The following is a 25361-nucleotide window of genomic DNA, read 5'->3' on the forward strand; positions in this document are numbered from 1 at the left end:
TGCCTCCTAGGTGGTGTTTCAGATGGTTTCCCGGACGGCGCGGGCGAGGACGCTGAGTCCCTCGTCCAGCTCTTCCGGGGTGATCGTGAGCGCCGGAAGCAGCTTCACGACCTCGCTCTCGGGGCCCGACGTCTCGATGAGCAGCCCGAGTTCGAAGGCTCGGTGCGCGACACGTCCCGCGCGCTCCTTGTCGTGGAACTCCAGGCCCCACACGAGCCCGCGCCCGCGGTACTCCTTGATGTCGGCGAGGTTCTCCTCGGTGATGGAGATCAGCGCCTGCTCGACCTGCTCACCGCGCTTGCGGGTCTGCTTCTCCATCGCGGACCCGTCCGCCCAGTACGCCTCCAGGGCCGCGGTGGCGGTGACGAAGGCGGGGTTGTTGCCGCGGAAGGTGCCGTTGTGCTCGCCCGGCTCCCAGATGTCCAGCTCGGGCTTGAACAGGCACAGGGACATGGGCAGTCCGTAGCCGCTGATCGACTTCGACACGGTGACGATGTCGGGGGTGATGCCCGCCTCCTCGAACGAGAAGAAGGCACCGGTACGCCCGCAGCCCATCTGGATGTCGTCGACGATGAGCAGCATGTCCTGCCGCTCGCACAGCGCGGCGAGTGCCTGCAGCCACTCCCGGCGGGCGACGTTGATGCCGCCCTCGCCCTGCACGGTCTCGACGATCACGGCGGCGGGCTTGTTCAGCCCGGACCCCTGGTCCTCGAGCAGCCGCTCGAACCACAGGAAGTCCTCGACCGTGCCGTCGAAGTAGTTGTCGAACGGCATCGGCGTCCCGTGCACCAGCGGAATCCCCGCCCCGGCCCGCTTGAAGGCGTTGCCGGTGACGGCGAGGGAGCCCAGGGACATGCCGTGGAAGGCGTTGGTGAAGGACACGATGGCCTCGCGCCCCTTGACCTTCCGGGCCAGCTTCAGCGCCGACTCGACGGCGTTGGTCCCGGTCGGGCCCGGGAACATGACCTTGTACGGCAGGTCACGCGGCCGCAGCACCAGGTCCTGGAAGGTCTGCAGGAAGGCCCGCTTGGCGCTGGTGGACATGTCGAGCCCGTGCGTGACGCCGTCACGCTCCAGGTAGTCGATCAGCGCCCGTTTCAGGACGGGGTTGTTGTGTCCGTAGTTCAGCGAGCCGGCACCGGCGAAGAAGTCCAGGTACTCGTGGCCGTCCTCGTCGTACATCCGGCTGCCCCGGGCACGGTCGAAGACGGTGGGCCAGCCGCGGCAGTAGCTGCGCACCTCGGACTCCAGGGTCTCGAAGACGCTGAGGTCGGGCTGGGTGATGGTCACGACGAATCGCTCCTCGTTGCGTGGGGGGAGTCGGGGAAGTCAGTGGGGGAGGTCACAGGGAGAGGGGACCGATGCGGTACAGGACCTCGGGGTCGTGCGGCCCGTCGGGGAACAGGCCGGTGGAGAACAGCACCTCGCGCTCCAGAGCGGCACCGTGCCGCTCGGCGAAGGCGCCGAACAGGCGCTCGGAGGCGATGTTGCCGGGTGTGATGGTGGTCTCGACGTTCGTGACGCCGTACTCGCCGCCGACGCGTGCGACGAGCCCGTCGAGCAGCGCGGCGGCGATGCCGCGGCCGCGGTAGGCGTCGTCCACGGCCACCTGCCAGACGAGCAGGGTGCGCGGTCGCTCCGGCCGTACGTATCCGGTGACGAAGCCGACCGGCTCCCCGCGCTCGTCGCGGGCGACGGCCGACGTGCCCGCGAAGTCGCGGCACCACAGCAGATAGCTGTACGACGAGTTGAGGTCGAGGGCCTTGGAGTCTCGGGCAATACGCCACAGCGCGGCCCCGTCGGCCACCGCCGGACGGTCGATTTGCAGGTCTGCTTGTGCGGCAGTCATGCGAATTGAATTTACCGAGGGAAAAACGAAATTGCATGGCCGTGTGGGGTTACGTATGAGCGCTGGGTGTGTTATCACGCGGGCGTGAGGGTGGCCGACCAGCCGGGGTGATATGCCTGGTTCTGTCCCTTAAATCCATCCCAAAGCGGACACGGTGTGGAACGCGTCACAGCCATGTAACTCTCACGAGACCTGCCCGAATTGAGCCGGATGGCGTTCGCGAAATCTTTGCGTTTAGGGCTGGGGAAAGCGGGCAGAAGAAGATGGGAAGCTGCCCGGAAAAGAATTCCAGGAATTGCGTTGAATTTAGGCTCCGGTTACACCGTCGATGCGTTCTCGCAGAATATCGGCGTGGCCGTTGTGCCGCGCGTACTCCTCGATCATGTGAATGAGCACCCACCGCAGACTGACCTCGACCCCCGCCATCGGCCCGTCCCCGATCCGCCCGACGCTGTCCAGGTCCCGCGCCCCACACGCCTCGCGCCCCCGCGCGATCTCCTTCCGCCACGCCTCCAGCGCCTCGCCGATCCCGCGTCCGGCGTCGAGGGCGTACCCGCTCTCGTTCTCCTCGCCGTACACCGGCGGTACGTCGACTCCACCCACCACCCGCTGGAACCAGTTCCGCTCACACTCCGCGAGGTGCTGCACCAGGCCGAGCAGCGTCAGCCCCGAGGGCTCGGCGGAGGCCAGCCGCACCTGGGCGTCGTCCAGTCCCGCACACTTCAGCTCCAGCGTGGCGCGGTGAAAGTCCAGCCAGCTCTCCAGCATGGGGCGCTCGTCGCCGGTCAGGAGGGGGATGGGGCGGCCGTCGGGGAGGTTCATCGGGGCGGTCATGAGTGGAGCGTGGCACGGCGGTGTGACGCAGCCGGCACGTTCAGCGCCCAGCGAACCGCCCCTTCGCCCCCGCCGCCAGGGGCTCCGCCCCAGACCCCGCTCCTCAAACGCCGGACGGGGCTGAGTTCTTCAGCCCGTCCGGCGTTTGAGGACGAGGCCCGAAGGGCCGATCAGGGGGTCTGGGGGCGCAGCCCCCAGGGATGGGACGGGTAGGGGCGGCGGGGGCGAGGGAAGTCGGGTCAGTGCCAGGGGGCGTCGGCTGCCCGCAGGGCCCCCTCCACGTCCACGGTCACACCCTCCTCCGCCAGCGCAGCGCCCAGCGCCGCGAGGCACCCCCGCACCACACCCACCCCCGCATCCGCCCCGTAGTGATTGACCCGGATCATCTCCTTGGCCAACGCCCCACCCCCGGCGACCAGCGGCAACCCCGGATCACCCGCCACCGCCCGAGCCGCCACCTCCGACGCCACGACCCCCTCCGGCACCCTCAACGTCGTAGCGACCGGAGCAGCCTCCCGCACATCGCGCAATACGGCTCCAACCCCCCACCCAGAGCCACCGCCCCGGTCCGAGTGGACGCCGCGGCGGCCCGATGCCGGCCCATCACCGCCTCCAGCCCGTCCGCCTCGATCCGCTCCACGCAAGCCTCCAGCGCCAGCATCTCCAGCTGTGCCGGCGCGTGCAGCAGCGCCTTCCGGCCCCCGTCGACCCACCGCTCCTTCCAGTCCAGCAGCGACAGATACGACCGCCGCGGCGCCCGCGGATTGGACGCCATCCGCGCCCACGCCCGCTCGCTCACGGACACCGCCGACACCCCGGCCGGCCCACCCATCGCCTTCTGCGCCCCGATGACACACAGGTCCACACCCCACGCGTCCACCAGCACCGGCTCGGCCCCGATCGACGCCACCGCGTCCAGGTAGAACAGCGCCCCGTGCGCCCGCACGACCTCACCGATCTCCGCGACGGGATTGGTGTTGCCGGTCGCCGCCTCCGCGTGCACCAGGGACACGAAGTCGATCTCCGGGTGCTCGGCGAAGGCCTCCCGGACCTGGTCCGCGGTGACCGCCGTGTGGAAGGGCACCGGCAGATCGATCACGGTCGCCCCACAGTCGCGCAGCCAGTCACCGAAGGTCTGCCCGTAGGGGCCGGTGATGACGTTCAACGCGACCGTGCCGGGCCCGGCCGTCCCCCGGATCGCCCCTTCGAGCGGCAGCAGCGCCTCGCCCTGCATGATCACGACGTCCTGCTCGGTACCGAGCAGCCGCGCCACCCGGTCCTCGATGGCGGCGAATCGGGCGGCGCTCAGCGGGGCCAGGTCCAGGAAGGGATGGGTCGAGGCGGGGTGGGTCACGGCGGGCTCTCTTCGCTCTCTTCGCTCCGGGGATCGACGTGACGAGCGTAACCGCGCACCCCAACGCCCCTTCCCACACTCGACTTCTTAGGTCGAACGGCCCCTTAACCATCGGTTTGGTTTGGGGATCTCAAACCTCTCCTTATAATCGGAACTCATAGTTCCCTGACAGGAGGCCCCCCGTGAAGACGACCCTCGGGCGCCGGACCCGCGTTCTGGCCGCCACCACCGCGACGGCCGGGCTGGTGCTCGTGGCCGGCTGCTCCTCCGACGGCGACGGCGGCAGCGGTACGAAGACGGCGGCCGGCGGTGTCGAAGTCGTCAAGGCGGGCCAGCTCACCACCTGCACCCACCTGCCGTACCCGCCCTTCCAGTCGGAGATCGACGGCAAGGTGCAGGGCTTCGACGTCTCGCTGATCGACCTGGTCGCGGACGACCTCGGCGTGAAGCAGGCGATCGTCGACCAGCCCTTCGAGAACTTCAAGACCGGCGGCTCCCTCAACGCCGGCCAGTGCGACCTCGCCGCCGCCGGCATGACCATCACCGAGGAGCGCAAGAAGAACGTCGACTTCTCGGACCCGTACTTCGAGGCCACCCAGGCCGTCCTCGTCGACAAGAAGAGCGGCATCTCGTCCTTCGCCGACCTCAAGGGCAAGAAGGTCGGCGCCCAGGCCCAGACCACCGGCGAGGACTACGCCAAGAGCAAGGGCCTGGACCCGGTCTCCTTCGAGTCCTCCGACGCCGTGATCAACGGCCTGCGCACCGGCCAGGTCCAGGCCGTCGTCATCGACTACCCGGTCGTCCAGGGCTGGCTGAAGGACAAGGCCAACGCGGCCGCCTTCGAGGTCGCCGAGCAGATCAACACCGGTGAGCAGTACGGCTTCACGGTGAAGAAGGGCAACACCAAGCTCCGCGAGGCCATCAACAAGGCGATCAAGGACGCGAAGGCCGACGGCACGTACAAGAAGCTGTACGAGCAGTGGATCGGCCCGTACGACGAGTCGGCGGCGTCGGCGTCTCCGTCCGCCTCATGACGGGCACGGACGTACGACTCCAGCCGAGGAAAAAGGGCCTGACCCGGCGTCAGAAGCGCAGCCTGTCCCGCGGCGTCCAGTACGTCGTCTTCGTCGCGGCCGTGATCGCCTTCGCGGTCGCGGCCGACTGGGACCGGCTCGCGAACCAGTTCGCGCAAGGGGACATCGCCCGGCAGATGTTCCCGGACGTCATCACACTGGCGCTCAAGAACACCGTGCTGTACACCGTGTCCGGCTTCGTCGTCGGACTGGTCCTCGGCATGGTGATCGCGCTGATGCGGCTGTCGTCCGTCGGGCCGTACCGCTGGCTCGCGGGCGTCTACATCGAGATCTTCCGCGGTCTGCCCGCCCTGCTGATCTTCATCTTCATCGGGGTCGCCGTACCGCTGGCCTTCCCCGGCACGGAGATCCCGGGCGGCACGTACGGCAAGGTCGCGCTCGCGCTCGGCCTCGTCGCCGCCGCCTACATGGCGGAGACGATCCGCGCGGGCATCCAGGCGGTGCCCAAGGGGCAGATGGAGGCGGCGCGCTCGCTCGGCTTCTCGCCCGCCCGCGCCATGGTCTCGATCATCATCCCGCAGGCGTTCCGGATCATCCTCCCGCCGCTCACCAACGAACTCGTCCTGCTCTTCAAGGACTCCTCGCTGGTGCTGTTCCTCGGTGTCACGCTGGAGGAGCGCGAGCTGTCCAAGTTCGGCCGCGACCTGGCCAGCCAGACCGCCAACTCCACGCCGATCCTGGTCGCCGGCCTGTGCTACCTGCTGGTGACCATCCCGCTCGGCTTCGTCGTGCGCCGCATGGAGGCGAAGGCCCAGGAGGCCGTGAAGTGACCGACAAGACCCTCGGCCCCCGACCCGAGATCGACGTCCGGGGCCTGCACAAGTCCTTCGGCGACAACGAGGTGCTGCGCGGCATCGACCTGCAGATCAGGCAGGGCGAGGTCGTCTGTGTGATCGGCCCGTCCGGCTCGGGCAAGTCGACGCTGCTGCGGTGCGTGAACCTGCTCGAGGAGCCCAGCAAGGGCCAGGTCTTCGTCGGCGGCGCCGAGCTCACCGACCCGGACGTCGACATCGACGCCGTACGCCGCCGTATCGGCATGGTCTTCCAGCAGTTCAACCTGTTCCCGCACCTCACGGTGACCGAGAACCTGACCCTCCCGCAGCGCCGGGTCCTCAAGCGGGACAAGGCCGCCGCCGCGAAGGTCGCCGCCGAGAACCTGGAGCGCGTCGGCCTCTCGGAGAAGGCGTCGGCCTACCCCGCCTCCCTCTCCGGGGGCCAGCAGCAGCGCGTCGCCATCGCCCGCGCCCTCGCCATGGGCCCCGCGGTGATGCTCTTCGACGAGCCGACCTCGGCGCTGGACCCCGAGCTGGTGGGGGACGTCCTGGCCGTCATGCGCATGCTCGCCAACGAGGGCATGACCATGATGGTCGTCACCCACGAGATGACCTTCGCACGCGAGGTCGCCGACCGCGTCGTCTTCATGGACGGCGGAGTGATCGTCGAGGACGGCACCCCCGACCAGGTCATCGGCAACCCGACCCACGACCGGACTCGCCACTTCCTGTCACGGTTGCTGGACCCCGCGATGGCTGAGGTCGAGGAGGAGGGCAACGCCACCTAGGGGCGCGGGGACCTGCGCGACCAGCCACGACGGACCCGCAGGCGAAGAACTATGGTGCGTGGCATGAGCGATCTGGCGGTGCTGCACGTAAGAGGGCGGGTCCTCGTCGGCCCCGATGACGTCCGCGACGAACTGTGGGTCATGGACGGACGGATCACCTACGACCGTCCGGTCCACGCCCGCGACACCCGCACTGTGGAAGGCTGGGCCCTCCCCGGCCTCGTCGACGCCCACTGCCACGTCGGCCTCGGCCCGCACGGCCCCGTCGACGACGACGTGGCGGAGAAGCAGGCGCTCACCGACCGCGAGGCCGGCACCCTGCTGATCCGCGACGCCGGCTCGCCCTCCGACACGCGCTGGGTCGACGACCGCGAGGACCTGCCGAAGATCATCAGGGCCGGCCGGCACATCGCCCGCACCCGCCGCTACATCCGCGGCTACGCCCACGAGATCGAACCGGAGGACCTGGTCGCCTACGTCGCCCAGGAGGCCCGCCGCGGCGACGGCTGGGTCAAGCTGGTCGGGGACTGGATCGACCGCGACCTCGGGGACCTCGCACCGACCTGGCCGCGGGACGCGGTCGAGGCGGGCATCGCTCAGGCCCATCGGCTGGGCGCCCGGGTCACCGCGCACTGCTTCTCCGAGGACTCCCTCCAGGACCTGGTCGAGGCGGGCATCGACTGCATCGAGCACGCCACCGGCCTGACCGAGGACCTGATCCCCCTCTTCGCCGAGCGCGGTGTGGCCATCGTGCCCACCCTCGTGAACATCGCGACCTTCCCGAAGCTGGCCGACGGCGGCCAGTCCAGGTTCCCCCGCTGGTCGGCCCATATGCGCCGGCTCCACGAACGCCGCTACGACACCGTCCGCTCCGCCTACGACGCCGGCATCCCGGTCTTCGTCGGCACCGACGCGGGCGGCACCCTGCCGCACGGCCTGGTGGCCGCCGAGGTGGCGGAACTGGTCACCGCCGGCATCCCCGCGGTCGAGGCCCTCGCGGCGACGACCTGGTCGGCCCGGAGCTGGCTCGGCCGCCCCGGCCTGGAGGAGGGCGCCGCGGCCGACCTCGTGGTGTACGAGTCCGACCCGCGAGCGGACGTACGGGTGCTGGCGGCGCCCCGGCGGGTGGTGCTGAACGGGCAGGTCGTCGGCTGACCCCACGGGACGCGACGACGCGACGGAGCGTGACGGAACCCGACGGTGGGGCAGTCGCGCACGCCGTCCCGCGCTCCGGGGCGTCGACCGGCGTATTCGCAAAGATGCCGGTGCGACGGCGAAAGCATGGAACACCCGTGCCGCAGGATTCGAAAAGGTTCACGGAAACCCCACGTAGGAGTGAAGTCCTGGCGGATTGCTGACTGTTCACTCTCGGTACGCGATTCTTGCCAGGTCCCGAGCAAGTCTCCTCTGGGGGTCCCCACCTTGAACGGCAAGAACTTCCGCCTGCCCGCACGCCGTCTCGCCACCGTCGCGACGGCCACCGCCCTGGCCGCCGGCCCCGCGGCCCTGGGCGCCGCGGGCACCGCGCACGCGACCGGTGACGAGGGTCGCGCGAGCGCCGTCGTGCTCCGCACCGGACTCGACGTCTCCCTGCTCAACAAGACCGTGAACGTCCCGCTCGCGGTCTCCCTCAACGAGGTGCAGGCGCCGCAGAGCGCCGAGAAGGCCACGCTGACCGCCGAGTTGAACGGTGTCGACGGCGGCCGGCCCTTCAGTGTGCTGAACGCCGAGGTCGCCCAGTCGAAGGCCACCGTCGAGGACGGCAGGGCCGAGGGGTACACCCGCCTCGCCCACGCCAAGGTCCACGTCCCCGGACTGCCGCTGCTCTCGCTCATCGAGGTCGGCCAGGTCACCTCCAAGGCGACCTGCGAGGCCGGCAAGACGCCCACCGCCACCTCCGACCTGCTCGGCGACGTCACCGTCCTGGGCAAGAAGGTCACCCTGACCGCCGGCGGCACCACCAACGTCAAGGTGCCCGGCGTGGGCGACGTGCGCCTCGACTACTCCAAGACGGAGCAGACCTCGCGTACGGCGGCCGCCACCGCCCTCGAACTCAAGGTGTCCGTCAACCCGTTGAAGCTGAACGTGGCCGACGTCCAGGGCACCTTGACCCTGGCCAGGGCGACCTGCGAGACCCCTGCCGAGCCCGCGCAGCAGGAGGACCCGAGCGCCGAGCCCGGCACCGACCCGGGCGCCGGTTCGGCCGGTGACGTGAAGCCCCAGGGCGAGTCCGGCGACGAGGGCCTCGCGGAGACCGGCGGCAACCCGATGACGCCGTACATCGCGGGCGGTGCGGTCGCCCTGCTCCTCGCGGGCGGGGGCGCGGTGGCCCTGGCGCGGCGCGGCAGGAGCTGACCCGCAAGGCGGCCGTCCCGCGGCAACCCTGGTCAACAGCCCTTCCTGTCAGGGCTGTTGACTGGCGTCTGAAAACGTTTTAACTTCCCCTCACCCCAACTCCGAGATACGAGGGGTTCAGTGGAGCGTAAACGGTTTCAATCCCGCGCCCTCCTCCTGCTCATGCTCCCCGGCCTCGCCTACTTCCTGCTGTTCCACTACGGCGCCCTGGTCGGCAACGTCATCGCCTTCAAGGAGTACGTGCCCTTCGACGGGCTCTGGGGCAGCCCCTGGGTGGGCCTCGGCAACTTCCAGCGGATGTTCGAGGACGGCGCGTTCTGGGACTCCGTCCTCAATACGGTGTGGATCGCCGTCCTCCAGCTCGCCTTCTACTTCCCGGTGCCGCTCGCCCTCGCCCTGCTCCTGCACAGCCTCACCTGGAGCACGGTCCGCCGCTTCGTGCAGTCGGTGGCGTATCTGCCGCACTTCATCTCGTGGGTGATCGTCGTCGCCCTCTTCCAGCAGGTCCTCGGCGACACCGGGCTGCTCAACTCCTCGCTGGACGGCATGGGCCTGCACACCGTCGACATCATCGGCGACCCCGACGCCTTCAAGCCGCTCGTGGTCGCCCAGGTCATCTGGAAGGACGCCGGCTGGGGCACGATCATCTTCCTCGCCGCCCTCGCACAGGTCGACGAGCAGCAGTACGAGGCCGCCGCGATCGACGGCGCCGGGCCCTGGCGCCGCTTCTGGCACGTCACCCTGCCCGCCATCCGCCCGGTGATCGTGCTGCTGCTGATCATGCGGCTCGGCGACATCCTCTCCGTCGGCTTCGAGCAGATGCTCCTCCAGCGCGACGCGGTCGGCCCCGAGGCCGCCGAGATCATCGACACCTTCGTCTACTACCAGGGCATCGTCGGCGGCGACTACGGATTCGCCGCCGCCGCGGGTCTGTTCAAGGGTGTCATCGGCGCGCTCCTCGTCTACGCCGCCAACAAGGTCGCCCACCGCCTCGGCGAACAGGGGGTCTACAAGTGAGCGCCGGAACCCGCACCCCCGCCCGGCCGGGCTGGATGGAGAAGCCGAGGCCCGTCACCCAGGGCGCGAAAGCCGTGGCCCTCGTCGCCGTCGTGCTCCTGGTCTGCGTACCGTTCCTCGTCATCGTCTCGACGTCGCTCGCCTCCACCGACGAGGTCGTGGCGAACGGCGGCTGGGTGTTGTGGCCGACCGAACCCAGCCTGGACGCCTACCGCGACATCCTCGACGGCGGCATCGTCACCCACGCCCTCGGCGTCAGCGCCGGCGTCACGCTCGTCGGCACCCTGCTCAGCCTCGCCTGCACCGTCACCCTCGCCTACGCCCTCTCCCGCCCCGGCGTCCTCGGCGGCCGGCCCGTCCTGCTCCTGGTCCTGTTCACCTTCCTCTTCCCGCCCGGCATGATCCCGAGCTTCCTGCTGGTCAAGGAGCTGGGCCTGCTGGACAACTACGCCTCGCTGGTGCTGCCGGTCCTCGTCAACGTCTTCAACCTCGTCGTCCTGCGCGGCTTCTTCCAGGGCATCCCCGAGGAGCTGTACGAGGCGGCGCGGCTGGACGGGGCGGGGGACTGGCGGGTGCTCGTCTCCGTCGTACTGCCGCTGTCCAAGGCCGCGTTGGCCGTCGTGGGACTCTTCTACGCGGTGGCCTACTGGAACTCCTGGTTCTACGCCTCGCTCTACCTGGAGAGCGACCACTGGCCCCTCCAGCAGGTCCTGCGCACCTACGTCGTCGCGGGCTCCGGACTCACCGACGCCACCACCGGCGAGGGCACCGTCACCGCGCCGCAGACCGTGCAGATGGCGGTCCTGGTGATCGCCACCGTCCCGATCCTGCTCGCCTACCCGTTCCTGCAGAAGTACTTCACCAAGGGCGTGCTCACCGGCGCCATCAAGAGCTGACGCAGCATCAACACATGTACGCAGAGAGGTGATTCGCCCATGCCCGGCCTGTCCCGTCGTACCGTACTGCGTTCCGTCGCCGCCGGCGGCGCCGTGGCCGCCGCCCCCGGTCTGCTGACCGCCTGCTCCACCGGCTCCGGTGACAGCGACGTCTCCAACGCGGGCAAGGACCTCGCGCCCTGGCCGACGTACCGGCCCGCCACCGGTCCCAGGCCCGACCTCGCCGCCACCGACGCCGGAGTGCAGGCCGGCTACACCTCCTACCCCGCCGACCTCGTCAAGTCCGTCGCCCGCACCCCCGGTGACGGCTCCACCGTCAAGGTCATGTCGGTCTCCTTCGGCACCCCGCCCAAGCCGGCCCCCGCCAACCGGTTCTGGGCCGCTGTCGAGAAGGCCCTCGGGGTGAGGATCGAGTACACGATCGTCTCCCAGGCCGACTACCAGAAGAAGATGGCGACGGTGATGGCGGCCGACGCCGACACTCTGCCTGACATCATCAACCTGTTCTCCGGCTTCGTCCTGCCCCGCGAGGCCGAGTTCGTACAGCGGCGCGCCGAGGACCTCACCCCCTACCTCTCCGGCGAGGCGATCACCGACTACCCCAACCTCGCCGGCATCCCCACCCACGCCTGGCGCGACATGGGCCGTATCGGCGGCCGCCTCTACGGCATCCCGCTGGAACGCCCGCTGCCCGGCTCGACCCTCTGGCTCAACCAGGGCATGTTCGCCGACGCGGGCATGAAGGAGGGCTGGACCTCCGACGACTTCGCCGCCGTGGCCAAGCGGGCCACCAGCGGCCGTACGTACGCGCTGGGCGCCGCCAACGGCTCCCTGTTCGGCAACGCCGTCCACTCCGCCGCCCACAACGCGCCCCAGAACTGGGCCGTCACCAAGGACGGCACCTTCCTGCCGGCCTGCGCCGACGAACGGTACAAGGCGTCCATCGCCTTCCAGGCCCGGCTGCGCAAGGACGGCTGCTACCACCCCGACGCCACGTCCGTCTCCCAGATCGACCTGACCACCCTCTACTACAACGGCACCGTCGGCTCCATGCAGGACGGCTTCGGCGCCTACCTGCCCAAGTACCGCGAGGCACCCGACGGGATGACCCCGGCCGCGGCGCTCCCGTACAGCGTCGGCGGCGAGCCGGGCGGCGTCGTCGCGGCCCGCCGCTCCTTCGGGTACACCGTGCTGAAGAAGGCGAAGAGGGAACGGATCGAACTGCTCCTGCGCGTCCTCGACCACCTCGCCGCCCCCTTCGGCAGCCAGGAGTGGGAACTCGTCCACTACGGCGTCGAGGGCACCCACTTCACCCGCGGCAAGGACGGCTCACCCGAGCCCACGAAGCTCGGCGAGACCGAGAACAACACCAACCTGCCGCTGAAGTACCTCGCCGAGGGCCCCCAGGTGCTGTTCGTGCCCGGCATGCCGGACGCCGTACGGGCCCTGCACGCCTGGCAGCGGAAGGTCGTCCCGCACGCCGTCCGCGACGCCTCCTTCGGCCTGCAGTCCCGCACCAGGAACTCCCAGGGCACCACCCTCAAGGCCCTCCTCGACGACACCGTCACCGGGATCGTCGCGGGACGGCTGCCGCTGACGGAGTGGGACGCGGCGGTGAAGACCTGGCGGTCGCGGGGCGGCGACAGAATGGCCGAGGAGTTCGCGAAGGACCACGCGGCGGGCGCGTGAGCGGCGGGCCGACGGAACAGGAGGCGCGGGGGATGGGGAACACCATCGGGGACACGGGGCCCAGGCGGAGGGTGACGATCCGCGAGGTCGCCGAACGGGCGGGCGTGTCCGTGGCCACGGCGTCGCGCGCGCTCAGCGGCAACCATCCCGTGCCCACCTCCACCCGGACCCGCGTGCTGCGGGCCGCACGCGACCTCGACTACGTCGCCAACGCCCACGCCCGTGCCCTGGTGGGCGGCGGCCGGAAGATGGCCGCCGTCGTCGTCCGCCAGGTCACCAGCCCCTTCTACGCCCAGGTCGCCGAGGGCGTCGAGGCCGAGGCCGCCGACCGGGGCTGGCTCTGCGTGGTCGGCGCGACCGGCGGGGACCCGCAGCGCGAGATGGAGTTCGTGCAGCTGATGCGGGAGGAGGGGGCGCGGCTGGTGATCCTGGTCGGCGGGGTCGTCGAGGACGACGCGTACCGCTCGCGCGTGGCCCACTACGCGCAGGCGCTGGACGCGTCGGGGGCGCGGCTGGTGCTGTGCGGCCGGCCCGCGCCGGATCCCGACATCCCCGCGCTGGTCGTCGAGTTCGACAACGAGGCCGGTGCGCGGGCGGTCACCGGGCATCTGCTGTCGGCCGGTCACCGACGGATCGTCTTCCTCGGCGGGCTGCCCGGCAACACGGCCCTGGACGCCCGTGTCGCCGGTTACCGTGCCGCGCTCGCCGAACACGGGGTGCCTGCGGCGGCCGGGCGGGTCGTCGACTGCGGGCTCGGTCGGGCGGCGGGACTGCGGGCCATGGCTGAACTTCTCAAGGGGACGCGGGAGTTCACCGCCGTGGTCGCCGGGGACGACATGGTCGCCGCGGGGGCGCTGCGTGCGATCGCCGACGCCGGTCTGCGGGTGCCTGAGGACGTCTCGGTCGTCGGGTACAACGACATTCCGCTGGCCGAGGACTTCAATCCGCCGCTGACGACTGTGCGTACGCCGGCCGAGGAGCTCGGGCGGGCTGCGGTGCGGATCGCTCTGCGTGACCCTGAGCATGCCGGGGGGAATCATCACCTGCTCGGTACGCACATCGTTGTGCGCCGGAGCGTCGCTTCGCCTCGGGTGCCGTAGGCGGCTGCGGGTGGTTTGTGGCTGGTCGCGCCCACACGGCGGAGCCGCATATCGATACAGCCCCGCGCCCCTACAGGGGCGCTTTCGCTGCCCCGACTCATGGAGGACCGAACCTCGTATGACCGTGCCGCGCGTCTCACACCTCGGCGCCCCGACGAACCTTCCCGAACTGCCGCCGACCGACCCGGTCCTCTCGCCCCTCACCGGCTGGACCCGCGCCCACTGGGAGGCGCTCGCCGACCGGCTCCTCGCCGGGCTGCTGCCCTACGCCACACCAGGATTCGCCCAGTACCGGCTACCCGGGCCGCCCAGCCATTCCGGCCCCTGGTCCGACGGGCTGGAAGGCTTCGCGCGCTCCTTCCTGCTCGCCGCGTTCCGCATCGCGGGCTCGGGCGGGCGGGTCGGTCCGGCCCTCGTCGAGCGGTACGCCGCCGGACTGGACGCCGGTACGGATCCGCACCACGCCGAGCACTGGCCGCCGATCACCGACCGGGCCCAGCCGATGGTGGAGGCCGCCTCGATCGCGCTCGCGTTGCACGAGTCCCGTGCGTGGCTGTGGGACCACCTGGACGACGGCGTACGGGAGCGGGTGTGCGGCTGGCTGGGTGGGTTCGTCGGGGCGGACGTCAACGACTCCAACTGGCGGCTGTTCCAGGTGATCACCGAGGAGTTCCTCGCCTCGGTGGGCGCGCCGCACAGCCGGGCCGAGATCGACGCGGGGCTGGCGCGGCTGGACGGCTGGTACCGGGGCGGGGGCTGGTACACCGACGGCGACGGGCGGAAGTTCGACTACTACAACGCCTGGGCGCTTCACCTGTATCCGGTGCTGTGGGCCCGGATCGCGGGGCCGCGCGCGGCCCCGGCCACCGTGACGCGGCACCGGGCGCGGCTGCGCGAGTTCCTCGCGGTCCACCAGCACTTCTTCGGCTCGGACGGTGCCCCCGTCCACCAGGGCCGCTCCCTCACCTACCGTTTCGCGGCCGCCGCCCCGCTGTGGGCGGGCGCCCTCGCCGACGCCACCCCGCTGCCGCCGGGCCGCACCCGCCGCCTCGCCTCCGGCACGCTGAAGCACTTCGCCGAGCGGGGCGTGCCCGACGAACGGGGCCTGCTCAGCCTCGGCTGGTACCGGCCCTTCCTCCCCGTCACCCAGCGCTACTCGGGCCCCGCCTCCCCGTACTGGGCGAGCAAGGCCTTCCTGGGGCTGCTCCTGCCCGCCGACCACCCGGTCTGGACGGCACCGGAGGAACCGGCCCCCGTCGACACCCGGGACGTCGGTCTGGCCCTGCCCGCCCCCGGCTGGCTGCTGCACTCCACCACGGCCGACGGCATCGTACGGCTGGTCAACCACGGCAGCGACCGCCTCCCGCCCCCACCGGCCACGGACGACGACAGCCCCCACTACGCCCGCCTCGCCTACTCCAGCGCGACCGCCCCCGAGACACCGGGCGCCGACAACCACCTCGCGCTCCTGGCCCCCGACGGCACCCCCTCCCGACGCGGGCGCATCCACCCCCTGGGCGCCGAAGCCGGGCGAGCCGGGTCCCGTGCGCAGGGCGGGCGGGTCGAAACCGTCAGCCTGGTGCGCGGCGCCTGGGAAGTCCGGGTGCACCGACTCGACGTACCGCCCGACACGGCCGTGCGGGAGGGCGGTTGGGCGGTGGCCGACGACGCGGCGGCTCCGGACGTACACACCGGCCCCGGCCGGGCGGTCGCCCGCCGCGCGGACGGACTGACCAGCGCGCTCGTCGGCCTCCACGGCTGGGACGGCGCCGAGACGTCGGTCGTACGGGCCACCGGTACGAACGCGGTGGGCCACCACTCGGCGACCCCCGTCCTCCAACTCGCCCGACCCCGCCCGCTGTTGGTCACCCTCGTCGTGCTCAGCGCCGACCCGCGGACCCCGCTCACGGGAGCGAGCGCGACCGTCACCGCCGACGGGACCGTGGAGGTCCGCTTCCCGGACGGCGGCGTGGCGCGCGTGCCGGCCGGGCTCAGCGCCGGGCCAGGGCCATCGCCTGGTCCAGCGCCCGCAGGAACCGGCTGACCGTCCCCCGGTCCCGCACCGCCAGCCGCAGCCACTCCTCGCCAAGACCGGGGAAGGTGTCCCCGCGCCGCACCGCGAACCCGAGGTCGCGCAGTTGGTGCCGTACGCCGGCCGCCCCCGGCAGCCGTACGAGGACGAAGGGACCCTCGGCGGGCCCGACGACCCGGAGCCCGAGCGAGGCGAACTCGCCGAGACCGGCGACGAGATGGGCCCGGTCGGCGGCGATGCGGTGCGCCGCGTGGGCCGCCTCCGCCAGGGCAGGGGGTGCCACGCAGGCCTCGGCGGCGGCGAGCGCGGGCGTGGAGACGGGCCACAGGGGCTGGGCGCGCTCCAGTTCGGCGATGGTCTCCGGCGCGGCGAGGACATAGCCGATCCGCAGCCCGGCCAGCCCCCACGTCTTGGTCAGGCTGCGCAGCACCACCAGACCCGGCACGTCCGTCCGCCCCGCCAGCGCCTCGCGCTCACCCGGCACCGCGTCCATGAACGCCTCGTCCACCACCAACGTCCGCCCGGGACGGGCGAGTTCGGCGAGGGCGGCGGCCGGGTGCAGCACGGAGGTGGGGTTGGTGGGATTGCCGATGACGACCAGGTCGGCGTCCTCGGGAACGGCCGCCGGGTCGAGACGGAAGCCGTCCTCCGCCCGCAGCAGCACGCGTTCGACGCTGTGCCCCGCGTCCCGCAGCGCCGCCTCCGGCTCCGTGAACTGCGGGTGCACCACGACCGGCCGCAGCACCTTCAGCGCCCGCGCCAGCAGCACGAACGCCTCAGCCGCCCCCGCCGTCAACAGCACACGTTCCACCGGCAGCCCGTGCCGAGCCGCGACCGCCGCCCGTGCCGCCCGCCCGTCCGGGTAGGCGGCGAGCGAGCCCAGCGAGCCCGCGATCCGCTCCCGCAGCCAAACGGGCGGCGTGTCCGCGCGGACGTTCACGGCGAGGTCGACGAGCGCCGAACCGTCGTCACGGACCTCGGCGTCGCCGTGATGCCGGAGGTCATGCGGTTCAGAGTGCATAAGAGTGCGCTTCCTGCTGTCCATGCCCAGGTACGTGTCCGTGTGCGGACCCGTGACGTCCGTCGGGTCCGTGCGGGCGATGGCCGTCGTGGCCGCTCCGGACCGCCTCCGCATACCGCTCCATCACCAGATCCAGCAGCTCCGGCACCGGACCGAGGACGCCCGCCGACCGCACCTCGACCTCCGGGTGCGCCGCCGCCCAGCCCTCGGTCTGATCGCGCACCCGGTCCGGCAGGACGCCGGGGAACAGGAAGTACGGCAGCACGACGATCCGCCGCGCGCCCAGCTTCACGCACCGGTCGAGGCCGCTCGGCACGTCCGGCGCCGCCAGTGACACGAACGCCGTCCCCACGCCCCCGAGCCCGCGCCCCTCCCACAACAGCCGCGCCGCCCGGTGCACCTCGGCGTTGGCCTCCGGGTCGGTCGAGCCCCGCCCGACCAGCAGCACGGTCACCTCGGCACGGTCCCCGGGCCTGCGCCCCGCGCTGCCGAGCGCCTCGTCCAGCCGCCGCTCCAGCACGGACAGCAGCGCGGGATGCGGGCCCAGCGGGCGGCCGTAGGCGTACGAGATCCCGGGGTGCCGCTCCTTCTCGTGGGCCAGCGCGGCCGGCAGGTCATCCTTGGCGTGCCCGGCGGACACCAGCATCAGCGGCACGGCGGCGAACCGGCGCACCCCCCGCCCGACCAGCTCCGCGACGGCCTCCCCCAGCGGCGGCGAGGACAGCGCGAGGAAGCCGCCCGAGACGGGCAGCTCGGGATGGCGGCGTCCCAACTCCCGTACGAACTCGCGGAACGCCTCGGCCCCGGCTTCGTCCCGGGTGCCGTGACCGGCGATGAGCAGCGCGGGCGGCGGAGTGGTCACGATGACTCCTCGGAGGGGGGAACAGTGCGGGCGGCACGGCCATCATGGCGCCCGTCCGGCCCGGGACGCCGTACGACGGCACAGGTCGCCCTCGCCGGCCGTCCGTCGGTGCGCCGCGACTTCCGCTTCGGTACGAGGAGTTCCCCGCCGCGCGCGAGGGCGGCGGCCTCGGCGACCGAGCGGGTGCCGGTCGCGGCGAGGGACGCGTCGGAGGGGTGGGGGACGTCGACGGCGGCCAGCTCGTCGGCGGAGTAGGTGACGAGGGGGACGCCGAGCCGGGCGGCGGCCCGGACGATGCCGGGTTCGCCGGCCTTGGCGTCGAGGGTGGCGAGTTCGGTGAGGGACGCGGGGGAGAGGCCGGCGTCGCCGAGGGCGCCGTCGATCAGAGCGAGGATCTCCGTGACAGGGACGCCCTTCGAGCCACCGACGCCCACCACGAGGTCCCAGGCCGTTCTCACGGGGCGACCCCGTCCGCGCCACGGCACCGCTCCACGAACCGCTGGGCCACCCCCGGCTCGGCCGCCCAGTGCGTGTGCAGATAGCTCGCGTGCACCCCGCCCCGCACGAACCCCTCGACCCGCTTGTGCGGCAGCCGCATCCCCCACGCGGGCAGCTCCCCCGCCCCGGGCTCCACGACCGTCCGATGGAACTCGTGCCCCCGCATCCGCGTCCCGGCCACCGCCAGCACACTGTCGCTCACGGCCACCGCGTCCCGATAACCGAGTGTCAGCCGCTCCGACATCCGAGCACCGGCATCGAGGACCCCGCACATCGGCTGCCCGTCGAGCTCCCGGCACAGATACAGCAGCCCCGCACACTCGGCGGCGACCGGAGCCCCGCTCAGCGCGAACTCCCCGACGGCCTTCCGCAACGGCTCGTTGGCCGACAACTCAGCCGCGTACACCTCCGGAAACCCACCCCCGATCACCAACCCCCGCGTCCCCTCCGGCAGCTCCTCGTCCCGCAACGGATCAAACGGAACGACAACGGCCCCGGCGGCGGTGAGCAACTCGGTGTGCTCGGCGTAGGAAAAGGTGAAGGCAGGCCCCCCGGCAACGGCGACCACGGGCTCTCGCAGCCCGTCCGGCGTTCGAGGACGAGCCGCACCACCCAGCCCGTCCGGCGTTTGAGGACGAGGCCCGAAGGGCCGATCAGGGGGGTCTGGGGGCGCAGCCCCCAGGGATGGGACGGGTAGGGGCGGCGGGGGCGAGGAAGCGAGCACCTCAGCCGCATCCCACCCCGCACATGACAACGCCCCCGCACCACGCGCCAGCGAAACCAACGCCTCCAGATCACACCCGTCCCGCACCTGCGCGGCCATGGCAGCCACCGCATCCACCGCAGCCCCCCGCCGCTCCGCGACCGGCACCAACCCCAGATGCCGCGAAGGCGTATCCACCTGAGCCGTCCGCCGCAACACCCCCAGCACCGGCACCCCGGCCGACTCCAACCCCTCCCGCAACAACTCCTCGTGCCGGTCGGACGCGACCTTGTTCAGGATCACCCCCCCGACCCGCACCTCCGGCTCCCACGACACGAACCCGTGCACCAGCGCCGCCACCGACCGGGACTGCGACGACGCGTCCACGACCAGCACCACCGGCGCCCGCAGCAGCTTCGCCACATGCGCGGTCGACGCCAGCTCCCCCTGCCCGGCGGCCCCGTCGAACATCCCCATGACCCCCTCGACGACCGCGATGTCGCAGCCGCGCGCCCCGTGCAGGAACAACGGCCCGACCAGCTCGGGCCCGCACAGGTACGCGTCGAGGTTCCGCCCCACCCGCCCCGTGGCGAGCGCGTGGTACCCCGGGTCGATGTAGTCCGGCCCCACCTTGTGCGGGGACACGGCGAGCCCCCGCGCGGCGAGCGCGGCCATCAGCCCCGTGGCGACGGTGGTCTTCCCGCTGCCGGACGACGGCGCGGCGATGACGAGCCGTGGGACGGAAGCCGACGAGGACGAGGACGAGGACATCACCACTCGATACCCCGCTGCCCCTTCTGCCCGGCGTCCATGGGGTGCTTGACCTTGGACATGTCGGTCACGAGGTCGGCGAATTCCACGAGCTTCTCCGGCGCGTTCCGCCCGGTGATGACGACATGCTGGGTTCCCGGCCGGTCACGCAGCACGTCGATCACCTCGTCGACGTCCACCCACCCCCAGTGCAGTGGATAGGCGAACTCGTCGAGGACGTACAGCTTGTACGACTCGGCGGCCAGGTCCCGCTTGACCTGCTCCCAGCCCTCCCGGGCCTTCTCCTCGTTGTCCATCTGGTCGTCGCGCTGCACCCACGACCAGCCCTCGCCCATCTTGTGCCAGTCGACGGTGCCGCCCTCGCCGCTGGCGCCCAGCACCCGCAGCGCGTTCTCCTCGCCGACCTTCCACTTCGCCGACTTGACGAACTGGAACACCCCGATCGGCCACCCCTGGTTCCAGGCGCGCAGCGCCATCCCGAAGGCGGCGGTGGACTTGCCCTTGCCCACCCCGGTGTGCACCATCACCAGCGGCCGGTTACGGCGCTGACGCGTCGTCAGCCCATCGTCCGGCACCACACTCGGCTGCCCCTGCGGCATTACGCGGCCCTCCTCTTCGACCCACCCTGCGATCCACCCTGAACATCCCTGACGAGCCCGGCGATCGAGTCCGCCCGCAACTCGTCCAGCGTCACCGCCGTACCGCCCAGCTCACCCGCCAACTGCCCGGCGAGCCCCAGCCGCACGTACCCCGTCTCGCAGTCCACGACCACGGACGCGATCCCCTCGGCGGCGAACAGCCGCGCGGCCCGCCCGGCCAGCGCGACCGGCTCCGGGCCGCCGGTGGCACGCCCGTCGGTCACCACGACGACCAGCGCCCGCCGAGCCGGGTCCCGCAGCCGCTCCACCCGGAGCACCTCGTGCGCCTTGAGCAGCCCGGCCGCGAGCGGCGTACGCCCCCCGGTCGGCAGCGACTCCAGCCGGGCCGCGGCCGCGTCCACCGACGAGGTCGGCGGCAGGGCCACGTCGGCACTCGTCCCCCGGAACGTCACCAGCCCCACCTTGTCCCGCCGCTGGTAGGCGTCCAGCAGGAGCGAGAGCACGGCTCCCTTGACCGCGGACATCCGCTGCCGCGCCGCCATCGACCCCGAGGCGTCGACCACGAACAGCACGAGGTTCCCCTCGCGCCCCTCCCGGGTCGCCTGCCGCAGATCGTCGCGCCGTACGACCAGTCCCGGCCCCGACCGTCCCCGCGTCCGCTGGTGCGGGGCGGCCGCGTGCACGGTGGCCGCCAGGTGCAGCTTGGTCAGCGCCCCCCTGGGGCGCCGCGCACCGGTCGTCCGCCCGTGCTCGGTCCGCGCCCGCGAACGCCGCCCCGCCGCGCCCTCGCCGAGACCGGGCACGCTGAGCACCTTGGTCCGGAAGGGCTCCGAGGCCCGCACGGGCTGCTGCTCCCCGGCACCAGGGGCCTGCGGCTGCCCGCCCTCCCCGGCCTCGGGCGGCGCGTCCACGTCACCGCTGCGCGGTCCCGGCGGCCCGTCAGGTCCGTCAGGCCCCTCCGGTCCGGAAGGCGGCTGCCCGCCGCCCCCGCCGGGCCCGTCCGGATCGGGGTCCTCGTCGCCCTCGTCCTCGTTCCGGCTCTCGTTCTCGTCGTCGCCGGCGAACTCCTGAAGCGTCTCGTCGAGCTTGTCCTCGTCGAGTCCCGGAGCGTCGAAGGGATTGCGCCGCCTGCGGTGCGGCAGCGCGAGCAGCGCCGCCTGCCGGACGTCCTCGGCGAGCACATCGGTACGCCCGGCCCACGCGGCCAGCGCGGTCGCCGTACGCGCCATCACGATGTCGGCCCGCATCCCGTCCACCTCGAACGCGGCACAGGTCGCCGCGATCTGCCGCAGCGCCCCGTCACCGAGCCGCACCGAGGGCAGCAACTCCCGTGCGGCGGCGATGCGCCCGCGTACCTCGGCCTCGTCGTCCGCCCAGCGCGCGGCGAAACCGGCCGGGTCGTCGTCGTAGGCGAGGCGCCGCCGTACGACCTCCACCCGCTGGTCGGGCTCCCGCGAGGCGGCGACCTCGACGGTCAGCCCGAACCGGTCGAGCAACTGCGGCCGCAGCTCGCCCTCTTCGGGGTTCATGGTGCCGACGAGCAGGAACTTCGAGGCGTGCCGTACGGAGACACCCTCGCGCTCGACGTACGAGGCGCCCATCGCGGCCGCGTCGAGGAGCAGGTCGACCAGGTGGTCGTGGAGGAGGTTGACCTCGTCGACGTACAGGATTCCGCGGTGCGCGTCCGCGAGCAGGCCGGGCTCGAAGGCCTTCACGCCCTCCGCCAGCGCCCGCTCGATGTCCAGGGCGCCCACCAGCCGGTCCTCGGAGGCGCCGACGGGCAGTTCGACCATACGGGCGGGCCGCTCGACGGCCGCTCCCGGCTCGTGCGGCCCGTCCGGGCACCCGGGGTCGGGCCGCCCGGGATCGCACGAGAATCGGCACCCGGCCACGACCGGGACCTCCGGCATCAGGGCCGAGAGCGCCCGTACGGCCGTCGACTTGGCGGTGCCCTTCTCGCCGCGCACCAGCACACCGCCGACCGCCGGTGACACGGCGTTCAGCAGCAGCGCCAGCCGCAGGTCGTCCTGGCCGACGACGGCCGTGAAGGGGAAGGGTGTGCTCATGCGGGCGCTCCCGGTGGAATGAAGGGCAGTCCTTGCGGCGCGCCCGACTCGATGAGCCGCCAGAGCGCGTCCGTGTCCGCGTGCTGTTCGATCAGGTCGCCGAGCCGGTCGAGCTGCTCCTCGCGCAGCGCGGCGAACGACGTGTCCGGCGCCGGCACGAAGCGTCGGCCCGCGGCGGCCGCCACCTCGTGCAGAAAGGCCCGCCGGAAACCGTCCGACTCCAGCGAGCCGTGCCAGTGCGTGCCCCAGGTCTGACCGACCCGGCACCCGTCCAGGCTGTGTCCTTTGTCATCAGAGATGAACACATCACCGCCGCCGACCTCGGCGATCCCGTGATGGATCTCGTACCCCTCGACCCGCTCCCCGAGGGCTTCGCCGACGGGCCGGGTGAGGGTCTTCTCCCGGGCGAACCGCACCCGCACGGGCAGGAGTCCCAGCCCGTCGACGTGCCCCGCGCGGCTCTCGACCTCGTCCTCGATGTGCTCGCCGAGCACCTGGAAGCCGCCGCAGATCCCGAGGATCGGCCGCCCCTCGGCGGCCCGTCGCACCAGGGCGTCCGCGAGCCCCCGCTCGCGCAGCCACTCCAGCGCGCGCACGGTTCCCCGGGTGCCGGGGAGCACCACCAGGTCCGCGTCGGCCAGCTCCTCCGGCCGGTCCACGAACCGCACGACGACACCCGGCTCGGCGGCGAGGGCGTCCACGTCGGTGAAGTTGGACATCAGCGGCACGGCGCAGACGGCGACCCGCAGCACGTCCTCGCCGACGGGCGGCGCGACGACCGACTCCCGGACCGTCCCGCGCAGCGAGACCCGCAGCCCGTCCTCCTCGTCGATGCCGAGGCCGTGCCGGAAGGGCAGGACGCCGTACGTGTGCCGGCCGGTGAGGCCGCGCAGCATGTCGAGCCCGGGTTCGAGCAGCGAGACGTCGCCCCGGAACTTGTTGACCAGGAACCCGGCGATCAGCGCCTGGTCCTCGGGGGAGAGCAGCGCCACCGTCCCGAAGAAGGAGGCGAAGACGCCCCCGCGGTCGATGTCGCCCACGACCAGCACGGGCAGCCGGGCGCTGCGGGCGACGCCCATGTTGACGATGTCGGTCCGCCGCAGATTGATCTCCGCCGGAGACCCCGCGCCCTCGCAGATCACCGCGTCATACGTGTCCCGCAGTTCGGCGAGGCAGTCGAGCACGGTCCCGAGCAGCGCCTGCTGCCGCCCGCCGTGGTACCCGCGCGCGCTCATCTCGCCCACCGGCTTGCCCAGCAGCACGACCTGGCTGCTCCGCTCGCCGCCGGGCTTGAGCAGCACGGGGTTCATCTGCGCGGTCGGCTCCACGCGGCACGCCTGCGCCTGCATGGCCTGCGCCCGCCCGATCTCGGCGCCCTCGCGCGTCACGAACGAGTTGAGGGACATGTTCTGCGCCTTGAACGGCGCGACCTTGACCCCCTGCCGCACCAGCCACCTGCAGATCCCCGCGGTGACGACGCTCTTGCCGGCGTCCGAGGTGGTGCCGGCGACGAGAAGTCCCCCGCCCGTCATGACGTACGTCCCTTCGCGATACGGCGCGCGGCGGCACAGACGCCGAGCGCCAGCCAGCCGACGCGCTTCGACAGCCGTACGGCCCGCTCGATGTCCTGGACGGCGACGGCGCGCCCCGCCCCGTTGAGCACCGGCCGGTGCTCGACCCGCCCGCCGTACGACAGCGTCCCGCCGAGGCGCACCCCGAGCGCCCCCGCGAACGAGGCCTCGACGGGCCCGGCGTTGGGGCTCGGGTGCTTGGCGGCATCGGCGCGCCAGGCACGCACCGCCCCGCGCGGATCGCCCCCGGCGACGGCGGCGAGTACGGCCGTCAGCCGCGCCCCCGGCCATCCGGCCACGTCGTCGAGCCGGGCCGAAGCCCAGCCGTACCGGCGGTACTTGGGCGACCTGTGGCCCACCATGGCGTCGAGCGTGTTCACGGCCCGGAACCCGAGCAGCCCCGGCACCCCGCCGACGGCCCCCCACACCAGCGCCCCCACCACCGCGTCGGAGGTGTTCTCGGCGACGGACTCCACGACGGCCCGCGCGATCCCGTCCGCGTCGAGCGCCTGCGGGTCCCGTCCACACAGATGCGGCAGCCGCGCCCGCGCGCCCTCGACGTCCCCGGCCTCCAGGGCCCGCCCGATCGTGCGGGCCTCCCGGGCGAGCGAAGTCCCGCCGACGACCGCCCAGGTGGCGGCGCCGGTCAGCGCGACGGAAGCGGTGGGGGAGCTACGGACGACACGGGCGGCGACGGCACCGAGCGCCACGGCGCCACCGGCGCACACGGCGCTGTGCACCGCACCCCGCGCGCGGTCGTCGCGCCACAACACTCTCTCCACGGCGCCCGCGGCACGTCCGAACGCGGCGACCGGATGCCCCCGGCGAGGGTCGCCGAGCAGCAGGTCACCGAGAAGTCCGGCGGCGGCGCCGTACGCGAAGACGCGATCGGCTCGCATCAGGGTCAGCCGACCGTGGGGTCAGACGACGGTCTGAAACTGCGTGTCGATCGGCAGGCGAGCATCGCGTTCTGTCCTCACTCAGGGTGTCCACGCCCTGGTTCGACGAGTCCGGCGGTGAGAGTTCCTGGCTCCCGGGGCTTTCTACCCCGGTGACAGTGGCGGGACCGCGCCGGATTCACACCGGCTTCCTCTCCTGCCGCCGTAGCTGGCCCCGGAAGTCCACCACGGGGTTGGAAGGGCCGTCAACTTGCCGTTGACCTGCGACGGGAGAGTGTGCGAAGGCCCACACACGCCTGAGGTGCGGGACGGTGATCCGTCCCGCACCTCGGGTGTTCGCGTCTGTCGTGGGTCAGGCCACGATCAGGTAGATCCCGTATCCCACGGCCGCCGCGCATGCCGCGAAGCACGCGTAGGCGCCCGTGACCGCGAGCGCGGCCGAGTCGCCCTGGGCCACCGCTCGTTCGCGGCGGGACAGACCCGAGATGCCGAGGGTGAACAGGCCCACGAGGGCCACGGTGACCACGAGGCTGACGCCGAAGACGGAGCCGAGAGCCGCCCAGTCGATCTTCATGCTTCTTCTTCCTTGA

At 72.2% G+C, this 25361-nt stretch carries 22 protein-coding genes, 1 pseudogene and 1 riboswitch; of the genes and pseudogenes, 10 read left to right on the forward strand and 13 right to left on the reverse strand.

All coding sequences use genetic code 11. From position 1 onward, the window contains the following. Positions 1-18: 18 nt before the first annotated feature. The 4 genes and pseudogenes from ectB to ACFZBP_RS29575 form a co-directional block, all read right to left on the reverse strand. Complete coding sequence (gene ectB, locus ACFZBP_RS29560) at positions 19-1290, reverse strand: diaminobutyrate--2-oxoglutarate transaminase (RefSeq protein WP_383445435.1); 1272 nt, start codon at positions 1288-1290, stop codon at positions 19-21. 52 nt (positions 1291-1342) lie between these two features. Further along, the gene (gene ectA, locus ACFZBP_RS29565) at positions 1343-1849 is read right to left on the reverse strand and encodes a diaminobutyrate acetyltransferase (RefSeq protein WP_383445438.1); all 507 of its coding nucleotides are present in this window, start codon (positions 1847-1849) and stop codon (positions 1343-1345) included. A gap of 306 nt (positions 1850-2155) precedes the next feature. Continuing rightward, positions 2156-2683, reverse strand: coding sequence for a DUF664 domain-containing protein (locus ACFZBP_RS29570; protein WP_391417489.1), 528 nt, complete (start codon positions 2681-2683; stop codon positions 2156-2158). Between the two features lie 239 nt (positions 2684-2922). Further along, positions 2923-4037: pseudogene (locus tag ACFZBP_RS29575) on the reverse strand (pyridoxal-phosphate-dependent aminotransferase family protein). Positions 4038-4219: 182 nt separating this feature from the next. On the opposite strand from ACFZBP_RS29575, the gene ACFZBP_RS29580 reads away from it, so the two are divergent. From ACFZBP_RS29580 to ACFZBP_RS29625, 10 genes are all read left to right on the forward strand, one after another. Further along, positions 4220-5071, forward strand: a complete 852-nt coding sequence (locus tag ACFZBP_RS29580) for a transporter substrate-binding domain-containing protein (RefSeq protein ID WP_391417491.1) — start codon at positions 4220-4222, stop codon at positions 5069-5071. Beyond that, positions 5068-5901, forward strand: a complete 834-nt coding sequence (locus ACFZBP_RS29585) for an amino acid ABC transporter permease (RefSeq protein WP_383445450.1) — start codon at positions 5068-5070, stop codon at positions 5899-5901. Before ACFZBP_RS29580 ends, ACFZBP_RS29585 begins: the two co-directional genes overlap by 4 nt. Then, positions 5898-6692, forward strand: a complete 795-nt coding sequence (locus ACFZBP_RS29590) for an amino acid ABC transporter ATP-binding protein (protein WP_383445453.1) — start codon at positions 5898-5900, stop codon at positions 6690-6692. Before ACFZBP_RS29585 ends, ACFZBP_RS29590 begins: the two co-directional genes overlap by 4 nt. A gap of 63 nt (positions 6693-6755) precedes the next feature. Next, positions 6756-7847: an amidohydrolase family protein gene (locus ACFZBP_RS29595; RefSeq protein ID WP_391417494.1), complete on the forward strand. Its 1092-nt coding sequence runs from the start codon at positions 6756-6758 to the stop codon at positions 7845-7847. A gap of 267 nt (positions 7848-8114) precedes the next feature. Continuing rightward, positions 8115-9047, forward strand: coding sequence for an SCO1860 family LAETG-anchored protein (locus ACFZBP_RS29600; RefSeq protein WP_391417496.1), 933 nt, complete (start codon positions 8115-8117; stop codon positions 9045-9047). 162 nt (positions 9048-9209) lie between these two features. Next, positions 9210-10064, forward strand: coding sequence for an ABC transporter permease (locus tag ACFZBP_RS29605; RefSeq protein WP_383445462.1), 855 nt, complete (start codon positions 9210-9212; stop codon positions 10062-10064). A 35-nt stretch (positions 10065-10099) separates the two neighbouring features. Further along, positions 10100-10960, forward strand: coding sequence for an ABC transporter permease subunit (locus ACFZBP_RS29610; RefSeq protein ID WP_391417618.1), 861 nt, complete (start codon positions 10100-10102; stop codon positions 10958-10960). A gap of 39 nt (positions 10961-10999) precedes the next feature. Beyond that, positions 11000-12649: a sugar ABC transporter substrate-binding protein gene (locus ACFZBP_RS29615; RefSeq protein WP_391417498.1), complete on the forward strand. Its 1650-nt coding sequence runs from the start codon at positions 11000-11002 to the stop codon at positions 12647-12649. 32 nt (positions 12650-12681) lie between these two features. Beyond that, on the forward strand, positions 12682-13749 hold the full coding sequence (locus ACFZBP_RS29620; protein WP_391417500.1) for a substrate-binding domain-containing protein: 1068 nt from the start codon (positions 12682-12684) through the stop codon (positions 13747-13749). 118 nt (positions 13750-13867) lie between these two features. Continuing rightward, entirely contained in the window at positions 13868-15793 is a 1926-nt protein-coding gene (locus ACFZBP_RS29625) for a DUF2264 domain-containing protein (protein WP_391417502.1), read from the forward strand. On the opposite strand, the gene cobC is transcribed toward ACFZBP_RS29625, so the two are convergent. From cobC to ACFZBP_RS29670, 9 genes are all read right to left on the reverse strand, one after another. Continuing rightward, positions 15741-16802: an Rv2231c family pyridoxal phosphate-dependent protein CobC gene (cobC, locus tag ACFZBP_RS29630; protein ID WP_391417504.1), complete on the reverse strand. Its 1062-nt coding sequence runs from the start codon at positions 16800-16802 to the stop codon at positions 15741-15743. The genes ACFZBP_RS29625 and cobC overlap by 53 nt on opposite strands. Beyond that, a complete protein-coding gene (locus ACFZBP_RS29635) occupies positions 16792-17664 on the reverse strand; it encodes a CbiX/SirB N-terminal domain-containing protein (RefSeq protein WP_391417506.1) in 873 nt (290 codons plus the stop codon). The genes cobC and ACFZBP_RS29635 overlap by 11 nt, the downstream gene beginning before the upstream one ends. Then, positions 17661-18122, reverse strand: coding sequence for a cobalamin biosynthesis protein (locus tag ACFZBP_RS29640; RefSeq protein ID WP_391417508.1), 462 nt, complete (start codon positions 18120-18122; stop codon positions 17661-17663). The genes ACFZBP_RS29635 and ACFZBP_RS29640 overlap by 4 nt, the downstream gene beginning before the upstream one ends. Next, positions 18119-19636: a cobyrinate a,c-diamide synthase gene (locus tag ACFZBP_RS29645; RefSeq protein ID WP_391417510.1), complete on the reverse strand. Its 1518-nt coding sequence runs from the start codon at positions 19634-19636 to the stop codon at positions 18119-18121. Before ACFZBP_RS29645 ends, ACFZBP_RS29640 begins: the two co-directional genes overlap by 4 nt. Beyond that, the gene (gene cobO, locus ACFZBP_RS29650; protein WP_383445483.1) at positions 19636-20235 is read right to left on the reverse strand and encodes a cob(I)yrinic acid a,c-diamide adenosyltransferase; all 600 of its coding nucleotides are present in this window, start codon (positions 20233-20235) and stop codon (positions 19636-19638) included. The genes ACFZBP_RS29645 and cobO overlap by 1 nt, the downstream gene beginning before the upstream one ends. Then, on the reverse strand, positions 20235-22301 hold the full coding sequence (locus ACFZBP_RS29655) for a putative cobaltochelatase (RefSeq protein WP_391417512.1): 2067 nt from the start codon (positions 22299-22301) through the stop codon (positions 20235-20237). Before ACFZBP_RS29655 ends, cobO begins: the two co-directional genes overlap by 1 nt. After that, positions 22298-23833: a cobyric acid synthase gene (locus tag ACFZBP_RS29660; RefSeq protein WP_383445489.1), complete on the reverse strand. Its 1536-nt coding sequence runs from the start codon at positions 23831-23833 to the stop codon at positions 22298-22300. The genes ACFZBP_RS29655 and ACFZBP_RS29660 overlap by 4 nt, the downstream gene beginning before the upstream one ends. After that, positions 23830-24771, reverse strand: coding sequence for a cobalamin biosynthesis protein (locus ACFZBP_RS29665; protein ID WP_391417515.1), 942 nt, complete (start codon positions 24769-24771; stop codon positions 23830-23832). The genes ACFZBP_RS29660 and ACFZBP_RS29665 overlap by 4 nt, the downstream gene beginning before the upstream one ends. Before the next feature lie 100 nt (positions 24772-24871). Beyond that, a riboswitch (cobalamin riboswitch) is annotated at positions 24872-25014 on the reverse strand. A 109-nt stretch (positions 25015-25123) separates the two neighbouring features. Then, a complete protein-coding gene (locus ACFZBP_RS29670; protein WP_030051597.1) occupies positions 25124-25345 on the reverse strand; it encodes a hypothetical protein in 222 nt (73 codons plus the stop codon). Positions 25346-25361: the final 16 nt, after the last annotated feature.

It is taken from the genome of Streptomyces sp. NPDC008086 (assembly GCF_042957325.1).
Taxonomy (GTDB): Bacteria; Actinomycetota; Actinomycetes; order Streptomycetales; family Streptomycetaceae; genus Streptomyces.

Bases quoted from the DNA above. Each gene is read 5' to 3' on its own strand.
- ACFZBP_RS29570 (WP_391417489.1), bottom strand. From the start codon at position 2,683: ATGACCGCCCCGATGAACCTCCCCGACGGCCGCCCCATCCCCCTCCTG.
- ACFZBP_RS29625 (WP_391417502.1), top strand. From the start codon at position 13,868: ATGACCGTGCCGCGCGTCTCACACCTCGGCGCCCCGACGAACCTTCCC.
- ACFZBP_RS29610 (WP_391417618.1), top strand. From the start codon at position 10,100: ATGGAGAAGCCGAGGCCCGTCACCCAGGGCGCGAAAGCCGTGGCCCTC.
- ACFZBP_RS29655 (WP_391417512.1), bottom strand. From the start codon at position 22,301: ATGAGCACACCCTTCCCCTTCACGGCCGTCGTCGGCCAGGACGACCTG.
- ACFZBP_RS29605 (WP_383445462.1), top strand. From the start codon at position 9,210: ATGCTCCCCGGCCTCGCCTACTTCCTGCTGTTCCACTACGGCGCCCTG.
- ACFZBP_RS29620 (WP_391417500.1), top strand. From the start codon at position 12,682: ATGGGGAACACCATCGGGGACACGGGGCCCAGGCGGAGGGTGACGATC.
- ACFZBP_RS29670 (WP_030051597.1), bottom strand. From the start codon at position 25,345: ATGAAGATCGACTGGGCGGCTCTCGGCTCCGTCTTCGGCGTCAGCCTC.
- ACFZBP_RS29645 (WP_391417510.1), bottom strand. From the start codon at position 19,636: ATGTCCTCGTCCTCGTCCTCGTCGGCTTCCGTCCCACGGCTCGTCATC.
- ectA (WP_383445438.1), bottom strand. From the start codon at position 1,849: ATGACTGCCGCACAAGCAGACCTGCAAATCGACCGTCCGGCGGTGGCC.
- ACFZBP_RS29585 (WP_383445450.1), top strand. From the start codon at position 5,068: ATGACGGGCACGGACGTACGACTCCAGCCGAGGAAAAAGGGCCTGACC.
- ACFZBP_RS29595 (WP_391417494.1), top strand. From the start codon at position 6,756: ATGAGCGATCTGGCGGTGCTGCACGTAAGAGGGCGGGTCCTCGTCGGC.
- ACFZBP_RS29660 (WP_383445489.1), bottom strand. From the start codon at position 23,833: ATGACGGGCGGGGGACTTCTCGTCGCCGGCACCACCTCGGACGCCGGC.
- ACFZBP_RS29665 (WP_391417515.1), bottom strand. From the start codon at position 24,771: ATGCGAGCCGATCGCGTCTTCGCGTACGGCGCCGCCGCCGGACTTCTC.
- ACFZBP_RS29615 (WP_391417498.1), top strand. From the start codon at position 11,000: ATGCCCGGCCTGTCCCGTCGTACCGTACTGCGTTCCGTCGCCGCCGGC.
- cobC (WP_391417504.1), bottom strand. From the start codon at position 16,802: ATGCACTCTGAACCGCATGACCTCCGGCATCACGGCGACGCCGAGGTC.
- cobO (WP_383445483.1), bottom strand. From the start codon at position 20,235: ATGCCGCAGGGGCAGCCGAGTGTGGTGCCGGACGATGGGCTGACGACG.